Source organism: Pseudomonas sp. GW101-3H06, assembly GCF_059424605.1.
Map to the genome: position 1 here is coordinate 87,848 of NZ_JBWKZO010000001.1, position 11,973 is coordinate 99,820.

Consider the following 11,973-nt stretch of genomic DNA (forward strand, 5'->3'; position numbering starts at 1 on the left):
ATGCGCCGCTGGGGAACTGAACGCATCGTTGGCCTGCATGATCCACGGGTCAACGAGCATCATCTGGAGTCGACGGGCCTGCCCGAAGACAGCCGTTTACGCCTGCTCAGTTTCAATATTCAGGTCGGCATCAGTACCGAACGCTATCGTCACTACCTGACCCGGGGCTGGCAACACCTGTTGCCGCACACCGGGCGAGCTGACAATCTGCAGAAAATAGGCAACCTGCTGGGGGACTTCGATCTGGTCGCCTTGCAGGAGGCCGATGGCGGCAGCCTGCGCTCAGGCTACGTCAATCAGGTCGAACATCTGGCCCAGCTCGGCGCCTTCCCCTACTGGTATCAACAGCTCAATCGCAATCTCGGACACCTCGGCCAGCACAGCAATGGCGTGCTCAGCCGCTTGCGCCCGTGGGCGATCGAAGACCATCCGCTGCCAGGGCCGAAAGGTCGCGGAGCGATCCTGGTGCGCTTCGGCGAAGGTCCGGAAGCGCTGGTGGTGGTCATGATGCACCTGGCGCTGGGCGCGCGAGCCCGCAGCATGCAATTGGCGTACATCCGCGAAGTGATTGGCGGTTATAAGCACCAAGTGCTGATGGGTGATATGAACACCCATGCCAGCGACTTGCTGCAACACTCGCCATTGCGCGATCTCGGCCTGCTTGCACCGCAACTGGAAGCGACTTTCCCCAGCTGGCGCCCGCAGCGCTGCCTGGACCACATCCTGCTGAGCCCTACCCTGACCCTTGAAAAGGTCGAGGTGCTGGCCCAGCCCATTTCCGATCACCTGCCGGTCGCGGTAGAGATTCGTCTGCCGGGTTCGCTCATGGCCGATGCATTGCCCGCGTTGAGTCCTGCCCCACGCGGAACCCCTGAATGAGCGACGAAGCACAGCGCTGGAAAGAGAAGTACCTCAAAAGCATCGAACAACAGGAAAAGCTCGAACGTCGCTGGGACGCCCGCCTCGACTTGCTGCGTCGCGGACTGGTACGCAGTACCCTGGCGGCGGAAGGCACCGACCGCGCCGTCGACCAGTGCATGAAGGAGATGCGTGAAGTCGTGCGCACCGATGACATGGACGCCGGTCTGGCCGCCCTGCTTCCGCGTCTGGAAAAAGCCGTGCTCGACTCCGAGCAGCGCCGGGAAACCCGAGTGAGCCAGACCAGCGCGGCACTGACCGCACTGGTGACTCAGTTGCAAACATTGCCGCTGCCCCGGGAAGTCAGCCGACCGCTGAAGAACTTCGCCAAACAGCTGGATAGCCGCGTCAGCCAGGCCCGCGAGATTCCGTTGCTGCTCAGCGAACTGAGCGGCTTGCAAGGCAAGGCCTTGAGCCAGGTGGAAAGCCCTGCGGAACCCGGACGCCCTGGTCTGTTGCAACGGTTGTTCGGTCACCGGGACACTGAAGATGCAATGACGCCGCTCGCCCCTGTCCCCGGACAAGCCGCCATTGCAACGCCTGTCGAAGCGATCCCGGCGCCGATGGCCGCGTCATCGCTCGCAACCACCGAACCCGCACCGGCCATCGATGAACCACGCATCGAAGTTTCGGTATCGACCATCGTGGCCGCCCAGCCACAAGCTGTACAGGCATTATCCGAGACGCCCGAACCTGCTGCTGCCCCTGCAGCTGCCGCGCCTGTCCCCGATCCGCAGCAAGCACCCAATCCGCTCCCCGAGGTGCATGCCCGACCGGATGAAGCCGACGAAATACCAATACCCGTTGAGACACCCGTGCTTCAGATCGAGCCGGCAATCAATCCCGACGAACTTACGCATGCAGCGCTTCCCGATTCCCCGCCACGGCCTACAGCCCTGGCATCCGGCGAGCCGGAACTGCCCAGCCACGACATACTCTATGCGCTGCCGGACTCCCCCGAGCCATCCTACAGCTCGGTGGCCAAGCACATTGAAGACACTTTGCTGGGACTGCTCGACGATCTGACGCTTCCCGAACGACACCGCCCGCAAGCCGAATCGATGCGCGATCGCCTGAAAAACGGCTTGAACTGGTACGAATTGCTGCCGATCCTCGACGATCTTGCGACTTTGATGCTAGCGATCTCTGACAGTGGTCAGCATGAGTTCGAAGCGTACCTACAGCGCCTCAACGAACGCCTCGAGTCGTTCCAGAGCAATCTGCAAGCCGCCAGCGCGGGTCATGCCGACAACCGTTGCGCAGCAGAGGCCATGGATACGCAGATCCGCGAACAGGTCGACGGCCTACAGACCCGCATGCATGAAGCGGCCGACCTGGAGGGGCTCAAGCATGTTCTGGAAAACCACCTCGAAGGCCTGCTCGGCACCATGGACCAGCACCGCAGGCAGCGCGACGAGCGCGAGCAAGAGGTCGCAGCCCGTCTGCACAGCCTGGCCGAACGGGTGGCCCACATGGAGCAGGAAGCCTTGGGCTTTCGCGAACACCTGGAAGAACAGCGCCAGAAAGCATTGATCGACCCGCTGACCGGGCTGCCCAACCGCGCAGCCTGGAGTGAACGGTTGGACCATGAAATCAGCCAATGGCAGCAACATGGCAACACGCTGATGCTGGCCATGCTTGACCTCGATCACTTCAAACGCATCAACGATAACTACGGTCACCTGGCAGGTGACAAAGTGCTGAAGATCATTGCCACCGTGTTGCGCAAACGCCTGCGCGGGACGGATTTCATTGCCCGGTTTGGCGGCGAAGAATTTGTCCTGCTGCTGCCATCGACGGTGCCGGCGGCCGGCATGAAACTGCTGGAACACCTGCGCGCTTCGATCGAAGCCTGCCCGTTCCACTTCAAGGGTGAGCGGGTAACGATCACTATTTCGATGGGCCTGACAGCATTCAAACCTGACGAGCATAGTGATCTGGTACTCAAAAGAGCCGATCAGGCGCTCTACAGAGCTAAAAATGCTGGCCGCAACCGAGTGGAGCTGGGCTAGGAAACAGGCTGAGGGCTAATTGTTCCATTTTGTTCAATTGCCCTCCCTACACCACGCATTACGTTACACTGTTGCATTACTGTCCAGTGTGTATTGCCTCCTGCCATGAAATTTATCGCTCTGATTGTGTCGCTGCTGCTCTTGGCCGGTTGCGCCAGCGGCCCCCGCTTCGACACCAGCCACCCTTCAGCCAATCATGACAGCCGCATCCAGTTCGTGGTGCTGCACTACACCTCAGCGTCGATGGAGCGCTCGCTGCAACTGCTGACCCATGGCGAAGTCAGCGCCCATTACCTGATCGGCGACGACAAGAAAGCGACCATCTACAAACTGATGGATGAAAACATGCGGGCCTGGCATGCCGGCGAAAGCCAATGGCAAGGCCGGACCTGGATGAACTCCAGCTCCCTGGGCATCGAAATCGTCAATCCGGGCTTCAAGGACACACCCACCGGGCGCCTCTGGTACCCCTACAGCGAAGCGCAGGTCCAGTCCTTGATCGTCCTGCTCAAGGACATCAGCAAACGCTACGTCATCAGTCCTCGCAGTATCGTCGGTCATAGCGACATTGCACCGCTGCGCAAGCTCGATCCGGGCCCGCTGTTTCCCTGGAAGCGTCTGGCAGCGGAAGGTATCGGCATCTGGCCGAACGAGCAGGCCGTGGCACGACAGCAGGTACAGTTTGAAGTACAGCTTCCGAGCATCAGCTGGTACCAGGCACAACTGGCCCGCGTCGGTTATGAAACACCGCAGACCGGCGAACTGGATGTCGCTACGCGCCATGTGATCGCCGCCTTCCAGATGCATTTCCGCCCATCGCGCTTCGACGGTACACCGGATGCACAAACGGCGGCGCTGCTACAGGTTTTGAATCAGACAAAATAATGACGCCCGCCCGACGGTCAGCGCTTTTTTCCAATCAGCAGCTATAACTCATTGGTAATTCTTCGGATATTGCCATATGACTGTTGCTCGCGAGACATTCCGCAGTTGGTTCTATCGCCCATGGTTTCTGGCGATACTGGCGGCTGTCCTGAGTGCAACATTATTGATGACCGGCAGCCTGTTTATCGCCCTGCATCAAGTCGAACAGAGCGAAAGCCAGGAAATGAATGCGCAAGGCGAACGCTTCCTCGCCCGGCTGGAACAGTTGTTCGGGCAATTGCGCGAAAGCCTTGATGATCTGGAAGCCCAGCCGCTGCGCACCTGCAATGAGGAGATGGTCGCGACGCTGCAACAGGTCAGCTTCAACTATCGCTTCGTCTATGAAGCCGCCTACATGGATGCCCCGCGGATCTGTACCAATCGTCCGCGCAAGGAAGCGTTGTCGCTGATACGACCACCTGACATCCAGGGTCCCACCTATAGCTACTGGCTGAACACCACCACCGAACCCGATGAAAACCGTGCCGTTCTGATGCTCGGGCGAGGAAATTTCCGGGTCGCGACGTCCCGCGGGCATTTGACCGATATGGTCGACTTGTCGCCGGGAAGCAGCCTGCTGGTGGTACTCGACCACGGTACTCGGGCGATTCCGGTACTGGGTGTGTCGCAAGCCTGGCCACCCAAAATGTGGCCGCCGAAAAGCCGGGATGCGCTGCAAGTCACTCAGTCACGTTTGATTTACCGCATGCCCACCGACAACCCGGAATACCAATTGGTGTTGATCAGCCCCCGCGGCGGCCCCCATATACCGCCGGTGTGGTGGTGGTTGTTGCCAGTCTGCGTGGGATTGGCCTTGTGCGTGGGTTTTCTGGTGTTTCTGCTGGTGCGCCAGCGGCAGTCCCTGGACGCCGAATTGACCGGCGCCATACGCCGGGGCGAATTGCAGGTGCTGTATCAACCGATCTTCGACCTCGACAGCCGTAACTGCGTCGGCGCCGAGGCCTTGCTGCGCTGGCGCCGGCCGGATGGAACCCTGACCAGCCCCGACCTGTTCATTCCAATGGCGGAGAACACCGGACAAATCCGCCAGATGACCGACTTCGTCCTGCAACGCTTGCTGGAACAATTGGGGCAATTGCTGCGAGCCAATCCACAGCTGTACATCTCGGTCAACCTGGCGGCATGTGATGTGATGGTGCCGCGAATCGGCCAGGTGATGGCTCGCCTGTTGACCCTGCATCGTGTTGCCGCCAAACAGATTGCCTTTGAGGTCACCGAACGCGGGCTGATCGATGTGGTGGTAGCCCGGGAAAATCTGCAAGCCTTGCGCGATGTCGGGCATCAGGTGCTGATCGATGACTTTGGCACCGGCTATTGCAGCCTTGCGTATCTGCAAACCCTGCCGGTCGATTGCCTCAAAATCGACAAAGCCTTTATCGATGCGCTGGGCCATGACGCAGCCAGTAGCGGTGTGGCTCCACATATCATCCACATGGCGCAATCATTGCACCTGAAGGTCATTGCCGAAGGCATCGAGCATGAAGCGCAGGCGAAGCTGCTGAGCAGTGAGGGTGTGAAGTTTGGCCAGGGTTGGTTGTTCGCCCATGCATTGAGTGCTGTGCAGTTCATCGAGTTGATTACCCGTGGTCGCCGACTGGCCAGCCGACGCCTGGATGACGAAGCGTAAAGCACTAAACCGTCAACGCCATGTAGAACTGCGTGCCCTGCCCTGGCCGCGAATAAACACCCATCCGTCCGCCGTGCAACTGCACGATCTCCTTGCACAGTGCCAGACCGAGCCCGGCCCCGCCTTTCTTGCGTCCGACTTGTACAAAGGGCTCGAAGATCCGCCCCTGCTGTCCGTAGGCAATGCCTTCGCCATTATCTTCAACGCTGATGATCACCCGCTCGCCATGACGCCGGGCCTGCAAGCGTATGAGGCCACCCGAGGCAGTATGGCGCAGGGCATTGTCGATCAGGTTGTCGAGCACCCGATCCAATTGCGACTGATCGGCCTGCAGGCGTGGTAATGGCCCCTGCACTTCCACCAACAACTCGATGCCCTTCTCCTCGGCGCCCGTGGTAAAACGTAGCTGCGCCTGCTCCAGCAAGTCCTCAATGGAACACGGCGCCAGGGTGAGCTTCTGCAAACCGTTCTGGTATCGAGAGAAATTCAGCAAGTCGTTGATCAGCTGCATCAGGCGCTGCATTTCTTCGTTCACCGTATCCAGCAGATCGGCTTCACGGGAGTCCGGGGCAAAATGTGCGCGCTCGCGGAACAGGCCGAACGCCATGTGCATGCCGGTCACCGGCGTCCGCAGCTCATGGGAGGCGCGCAACACGAATTCGCTTCGCACCCGTTCGAATGCCCGCTGCTCGGTAACGTCATGCAGCACCATGACCGCACCAAGAATATTCCCTTGGGTATGAATGACCGGCGTCAAGCTGTAGGTCAGCAACCGTGCCTCGCCATCGACCTCGATGCTCAAATCCTCCGGCGCTCGCTCCAGCGTGCCGCCACGCAGCACCAGTTGCAGCTGCTCATCGAGTTCGGGACGTTGCAGTGCAGCGCCCAACCCCTGGCCAACCCGCTCATCGTCCCAACCCAACTGGCGCTGTGCCACCGGGTTGAGGTGTTCCAGGTGACCCTGGCGATCGATCATCAGCAAGCCGTCGTCGATACTGTCGAGCACCGCCAGCAGCCGCTGCTGACCGGCAAGCAGTTCATCGACGTTGGTGGCCTGATGTTCACGCAACGCTTCGGCCATGATCCCGAAGCGTTTGGTCAGCTGATTCAGCTCAACCGCCGAGGAGACCGGCAGGGTCACGTCGAAATTGCCCTGGCCGATGTTATCCGCCGCCTGCGCCAGGGCCTCGATGGGTTCGCCGAAACGTCGAGCGATGGCATGGGCCGTCACAAAGCCAATGATCAAAACAGCCAACCCGACCAGACCCAGCAGGCCAGCGATCAGCAATGCACGTTCACGGGCGCGACGCTCGGTTTGCGTGATGTCGTCCAGCGCACGCTTGTGTTCGGTGATCAGACCATTTCGCAGGGCGTTGAATTTTTCGGTGAGTTCGTCGTCGCCGCTCAGTACACGTGTCGGATCTGGCGAAACTTCGTACGCCTTGATAAAGCTCAAGTAATCAGCCTTGGCTTTTTTAAAGCCGTATTCATTGCCGATGCTCGCCGGCTCTTGGGCGATCCCCTCTTCCAGCAATTCGAAGTAACGCTGCTTGGATGCTTCGAAGGCCGCAGAATCGGGTTGCTCACTGAGCATGATGACCAACTGGTCACCCAGCGCCTGGCGTAGCTTGAGCCCGATATCGAGGGTGACGAAGTTGTTGCGCACCAGGGCTTCCTGGCTCCCGGCCATCTGCATCACGCTGACCAGGCCAAGCAACAGCCCGAGCAGTGCAACGGTGATCAGTGCGGAAATACTCAGGAACAGCCGGGTCCGCAACTTCATCGCCAGTTTCATCGCAGGCGGCTCACAAATTGTACTGCTTGCGTTTGCGATACAGCGTCGACGCGTCGATGCCCAGCGTCTTGGCGGCTTGATCCAGCGTGCCGGCGGTGGCGAGCACCGCGCCGATATGGGCTTTCTCCAGTTCATCCAGACTCAGGGCAGCGCCAATGCGCGGCGCATTGTTGACCGGTGCTTCCGCCATGCCCAGATGACTGATCTCTACCCGCTCCTGTGGGCAAATGATGCTCGCACGTTCCACCACGTTGCGAAGCTCACGAATATTCCCCGGCCAGCGATACCCCAGCAACGCTTCGCGGGCCTCATCACTGAAACCCCGGGCCGGACGGGCGTACTCTTTGACGAAGCGCGCCAGAAAGCGGTCGGCGAGATTAAGGATGTCCTCCCTACGCTCACGCAGCGGTGGCAGGTGCAACGTGATGACGTTCAGGCGATAGAGCAGGTCTTCGCGAAAACGTCCGTCGCGAACCATGTCTTCGAGGTTCTGGTTGGTGGCCGCAAGAATGCGCACATCGGCGCGACGGGTGATCGGATCGCCCACACGCTCATATTCTTTGTCCTGAATAAATCGCAACAACTTTGGTTGTAAAACCAAGGGAAAATCGCCGATTTCGTCGAGAAAAAGCGTGCCGCCATCCGCCTGGTTGACCCGACCCAGGGTACTTTCACTGGCCCCTGTGAACGCTCCGCGACTATGGCCGAACAGTTCGCTTTCCATGAGTTCGGCAGTCAGCGACGGGCAGTTGATGGTGATGCAGGACTTTTTCGCCCGTTTGCTCCAACCGTGAATGGCTTGAGACAGCTCGCCTTTACCCGTGCCGGACTCACCGAGAATGAGGATATTGGCATCAGTGCTGGCCACCTGACGGGCCGTTTCCAGCACGACTTTCATCGCCGGGCTATGGGAGTCCAGGCCGTCCTTGGGTTTGCGCACCTCGCCTTCCAGGGCTTCCAGGCGCGCCGACAATTGCCGCACTTCCAACTGCTTGGCAGTGGCCAGGCGCAATTGGTCGGGGCTGCAAGGCTTGACCAGATAATCGGCAGCACCGGCCTGAATGGCATCGACGGCCGTGTCCACCGCCGAGTGCGCGGTGACGATCACTACGCGCATCCAGGGCGCTTGAATGCGCATCTGGGCCAACACATCGAGGCCGTTGTCTTCACCCAGGCGCAAATCGAGGAAGCACAGGTCGAAGACCTGACGTTGCAGCAACGCGTCGGCTTGCGCGGCGCTATTGGCAGTCGCCACGCTGTAGCCTTCATCTTCGAGGCAATAGCGGAAGGTTCGCAGGATGGCGGACTCATCATCCACCAGAAGAATACGGCCTTGATGCTCAGTGGCTGATTCCATTTTCCTACGCTCCATAATGAATGTTCTTGGTTTAGTCCCGGAAAAATCGGGCAAGTTGCATGGTTCATTCTGATCCATTCCCGTCATGGCAGGGTAGTTATCTACCGCCACATCGGTTTTTGTCTGATTTTGTATTCCTTTTATAGACAGCTTCTGCTCAGACGGTGAATCGAGTCTTTTTCTGACAGCTACGCCCTCCTCTCAATTCCAAAAATATTGCGATAACCGTCAGTTGATCGTGCATTACGCACGACCGCGAAAAGCTCCATCGTGCAGGATGCGTCCGACAGGTCTTGCGACATCATCATAAGTGTCTGATTTATCAGTGTTTATTCTCTAAAAAAATCTGGCACGCAGGCTGCAATGTCGTGAGTAACGCAGGGCAACAATAAATCGCCCTCAACCCGATTACCCCGAGTGGGAGGAGCTTCAGGATGAATCGCCAACGTGCCACCCCATTGCAGCTCTCGCCACTGCATCTGCAGCAAGGCGTGTTCGCCGTGTTGGCGCTGCTGATCACCTTGATCGGCGGCCAGCAGTTTGTGCGCTGGGAACAAAGCCAACAGCAAGAAGGGCCAAGCGTGTCGTTTCAGCACCCGACCCAAACCCACTTCAGCGCCGCCAGAAACGGTATGGCCGACAGCAGTTCGATGCGAATGATGGATGTCGACCAACACCAGGCGATGGATGAAATGCCTCGCCAGGAGCGCTGGGTGTTCTAAGTACCCACACTTGGCGCGCTCAAAGCGCCGGGAAACGCAGCACCTCTAAATAGAAGCGTAAGGAGAATCACCATGTTGAGCTGGGCAATCACATTCTTGATCATTGCCATTGTCGCCGCCGTATTGGGCTTCGGTGGTATCGCGGGCACCGCCACGGGTATCGCCAAGATTCTCTTTGTCGTGTTCCTGGTGATGTTTATTGCTTCCTTCTTCTTTGGCCGTCGCGGTCGAGGCTGAACATGAGCGTTTGGTAGAGACACTGGCAGCCGCCCTACTGTTGGGCGGCGCTGCCCCGGGCTCAAACGGGCAGGCACACTCCGATTCCTCGGCAGACCGCACCAGGGTATGCCGGAATGTTTGATGGAGCAGCCCGAAAGGACCCGAACAAGTACTGAATTCAGATAGACGAGAGAAGCCTTGGCTTCTTCCCCTGCGCCGACCCGAGGACGGTCGGCGCATGACCAAGGGGTCGGGTCGTTCTGCTTGTTTCAGGGGCGGAGTGACCTACGGGTACAGGGAGTACCTGCGCAAGGACCGGGTCAGGAAAAGCTGCGTCGCAAGTTCGCCGGTCAAATCACGACTCGACGGACTTGCGAAGGGCTTAACGTGCAAAGCCTTGAACCAGAGCGATCCCTTCGCTTTCATCCCCTCCCCTCGATAATTCCTCCGCTCTTCCCCGAAAAATACTTTTCCCGGTGTTTCGCCAGCGACCGTATATCGAGAAATATTGCCTGTCTTTCACCGTAAATTTTTCCCGCGCCCTGTGGGATTTTCCCAAAAATATCCTTCCATTCGACTGTTCAAAAAACACTCAGCCTACGCTGTGATGGCCGGCTCACGGCACTTATGCCTGCCAAAATGTCATATTCGAACCGTTTGCGACGTTGCTTTCAGTAAAAAAACCTCATGCCGATTCGGCATAGGGTAGGCGTTTACGGCATTAGACGTTGCTTCCTTGCATCGGAATAGTTGCGCCTTTTTTCGCCTGCCAGAGAGCCACCAACAAGCGCTCCGGGGCTCCTTATACGGGGGCAGATGCATACGACTTTTTCGCCACGAGCGTTCCAGTTCGCGCATCTGCCCGAGTCAAACTGAAGTAAGGGTAAAGATATGAAGAAGGCAAAGCTTAGCCTCGCCTGGCAGATCCTCATCGGTCTGGTATTGGGGATTGCAATCGGTGCGCTGCTCAACCATTTCAGTGCCGAAAAAGCCTGGTGGATCAGCAACGTTCTGCAACCGGCAGGCGATATCTTTATCCGTCTGATCAAGATGATCGTGATCCCGATCGTGATCTCCTCCCTGATCGTCGGCATCGCCGGCGTCGGTGATGCGAAGAAGCTCGGCAGCATTGGCCTGAAAACCATCATCTACTTCGAAATCGTCACCACCATCGCTATTGTCGTCGGCCTGCTTTTGGCCAACCTGTTCCATCCGGGTGCGGGCATCGACATGAGCACCCTGGGTACCGTGGACATCTCCAAGTATCAGGCGACGGCGGCTGAGGTTCAGCATGAACACGCGTTCATCGAAACCATCCTAAACCTGATCCCGTCCAACATTTTTGCGGCCATGGCCCGCGGCGAAATGCTGCCGATCATCTTCTTCTCGGTGCTGTTCGGCCTCGGTCTGTCGAGCCTCAAGCCTGAGCTGCGCGATCCGCTGGTAACGATGTTCCAGGGCGTCTCGGAAAGCATGTTCAAAGTCACTCACATGATCATGAACTACGCCCCGATCGGCGTTTTCGCACTGATCGCGGTGACAGTGGCCAACTTCGGCTTCGCATCCTTGCTGCCGCTGGCGAAACTGGTGATCCTGGTTTACGTCGCCATCGCCTTCTTCGCCTTCGTGGTCCTGGGCCTGATTGCTCGCCTGTTCGGCTTCTCGGTGATCAAGCTGATGCGCATCTTTAAGGATGAGCTGGTACTGGCCTACTCCACCGCCTCCTCCGAAACCGTGCTGCCGCGCGTGATCGAGAAGATGGAAGCCTACGGCGCGCCGAAAGCCATTTGCAGCTTTGTGGTGCCGACCGGTTACTCGTTTAACCTCGACGGTTCGACCCTGTACCAAAGCATCGCGGCCATCTTCATTGCTCAGCTGTACGGCATCGACCTGTCGATCAGTCAGCAACTGTTGCTGGTCCTGACCCTGATGGTCACCTCCAAAGGCATCGCCGGCGTACCGGGCGTGTCCTTCGTAGTGCTACTGGCCACCCTGGGCAGCGTGGGTATCCCGCTGGAGGGCCTGGCCTTCATCGCCGGTGTCGACCGCATCATGGACATGGCCCGTACCGCGTTGAACGTCATCGGCAACGCCTTGGCCGTGCTTGTGATCGCTCGCTGGGAAGGCATGTATGACGAAGCCAAGGGCCAGCGCTACTGGAACTCCCTGCCGCACTGGCGCAGCAAAGAAAAGCTGCCGGCTGGTGAAGTTTCCACCAACTGATAGCGAAGCCCTGTGGAGTCTTGCTTTTATGTGGGAGCCAGCCTGCTGGCGATAGCGGTGTATCAAACAACAGAGATGTTGAATGTGCCGGCCTCATCGCCAGCAGGCCAGCTCCCACGGTGACCCGAGCAAGCCACACAAACAAACCCCGGACA

Annotated in this window: 9 protein-coding genes; 7 read left to right on the forward strand and 2 right to left on the reverse strand. The window is 58.6% G+C overall.

The genetic code is table 11. The features are described 5' to 3' along the window. The 4 genes from AC07ZE_RS00470 to AC07ZE_RS00485 all read left to right on the forward strand — a co-directional run bounded on the left by AC07ZE_RS00470 (position 1) and on the right by AC07ZE_RS00485 (position 5,502). Positions 1 to 879 carry an endonuclease/exonuclease/phosphatase family protein gene (locus AC07ZE_RS00470; RefSeq protein WP_207259976.1) on the forward strand — a complete coding sequence of 293 codons (879 nt, stop codon included), beginning with the start codon at positions 1 to 3 and terminating at the stop codon, positions 877 to 879. After that, positions 876 to 2,930, forward strand: a complete 2,055-nt coding sequence (locus AC07ZE_RS00475) for a GGDEF domain-containing protein (RefSeq protein WP_207259978.1) — start codon at positions 876 to 878, stop codon at positions 2,928 to 2,930. Before AC07ZE_RS00470 ends, AC07ZE_RS00475 begins: the two co-directional genes overlap by 4 nt. A 105-nt stretch (positions 2,931 to 3,035) precedes the next feature. Beyond that, positions 3,036 to 3,815 (forward strand): N-acetylmuramoyl-L-alanine amidase, encoded by a 780-nt coding sequence (locus AC07ZE_RS00480; protein WP_207259979.1) that lies wholly within the window; start codon positions 3,036 to 3,038, stop codon positions 3,813 to 3,815. A gap of 76 nt (positions 3,816 to 3,891) precedes the next feature. Further along, positions 3,892 to 5,502, forward strand: a complete 1,611-nt coding sequence (locus AC07ZE_RS00485; protein ID WP_207259981.1) for an EAL domain-containing protein — start codon at positions 3,892 to 3,894, stop codon at positions 5,500 to 5,502. Positions 5,503 to 5,506: 4 nt separating this feature from the next. On the opposite strand, the gene AC07ZE_RS00490 is transcribed toward AC07ZE_RS00485, so the two are convergent. After that, positions 5,507 to 7,297, reverse strand: a complete 1,791-nt coding sequence (locus AC07ZE_RS00490) for a KinB sensor domain-containing domain (RefSeq protein WP_207259984.1) — start codon at positions 7,295 to 7,297, stop codon at positions 5,507 to 5,509. A gap of 10 nt (positions 7,298 to 7,307) precedes the next feature. Next, a complete protein-coding gene (algB, locus tag AC07ZE_RS00495; protein ID WP_207259989.1) occupies positions 7,308 to 8,654 on the reverse strand; it encodes a sigma-54-dependent transcriptional regulator in 1,347 nt (448 codons plus the stop codon). A gap of 434 nt (positions 8,655 to 9,088) precedes the next feature. Here algB and AC07ZE_RS00500 point away from each other — a divergent pair, with 434 nt between their 5' ends. The 3 genes from AC07ZE_RS00500 (at position 9,089) to gltP (ending at position 11,818) form a co-directional block, all read left to right on the forward strand. Next, entirely contained in the window at positions 9,089 to 9,376 is a 288-nt protein-coding gene (locus AC07ZE_RS00500) for a hypothetical protein (protein ID WP_207259991.1), read from the forward strand. Between the two features lie 72 nt (positions 9,377 to 9,448). Further along, positions 9,449 to 9,613 (forward strand): DUF1328 domain-containing protein, encoded by a 165-nt coding sequence (locus tag AC07ZE_RS00505; protein ID WP_003170804.1) that lies wholly within the window; start codon positions 9,449 to 9,451, stop codon positions 9,611 to 9,613. Positions 9,614 to 10,486: 873 nt separating this feature from the next. Beyond that, entirely contained in the window at positions 10,487 to 11,818 is a 1,332-nt protein-coding gene (gene gltP, locus AC07ZE_RS00510) for a glutamate/aspartate:proton symporter GltP (RefSeq protein ID WP_207259992.1), read from the forward strand. Positions 11,819 to 11,973: the final 155 nt, after the last annotated feature.

Bases quoted from the DNA above. Each gene is read 5' to 3' on its own strand.
- AC07ZE_RS00470 (WP_207259976.1), top strand. From the start codon at position 1: ATGCGCCGCTGGGGAACTGAACGCATCGTTGGCCTGCATGATCCACGG.
- AC07ZE_RS00475 (WP_207259978.1), top strand. From the start codon at position 876: ATGAGCGACGAAGCACAGCGCTGGAAAGAGAAGTACCTCAAAAGCATC.
- AC07ZE_RS00480 (WP_207259979.1), top strand. From the start codon at position 3,036: ATGAAATTTATCGCTCTGATTGTGTCGCTGCTGCTCTTGGCCGGTTGC.
- AC07ZE_RS00485 (WP_207259981.1), top strand. From the start codon at position 3,892: ATGACTGTTGCTCGCGAGACATTCCGCAGTTGGTTCTATCGCCCATGG.
- AC07ZE_RS00490 (WP_207259984.1), bottom strand. From the start codon at position 7,297: ATGAAACTGGCGATGAAGTTGCGGACCCGGCTGTTCCTGAGTATTTCC.
- algB (WP_207259989.1), bottom strand. From the start codon at position 8,654: ATGGAATCAGCCACTGAGCATCAAGGCCGTATTCTTCTGGTGGATGAT.
- AC07ZE_RS00500 (WP_207259991.1), top strand. From the start codon at position 9,089: ATGAATCGCCAACGTGCCACCCCATTGCAGCTCTCGCCACTGCATCTG.
- AC07ZE_RS00505 (WP_003170804.1), top strand. From the start codon at position 9,449: ATGTTGAGCTGGGCAATCACATTCTTGATCATTGCCATTGTCGCCGCC.
- gltP (WP_207259992.1), top strand. From the start codon at position 10,487: ATGAAGAAGGCAAAGCTTAGCCTCGCCTGGCAGATCCTCATCGGTCTG.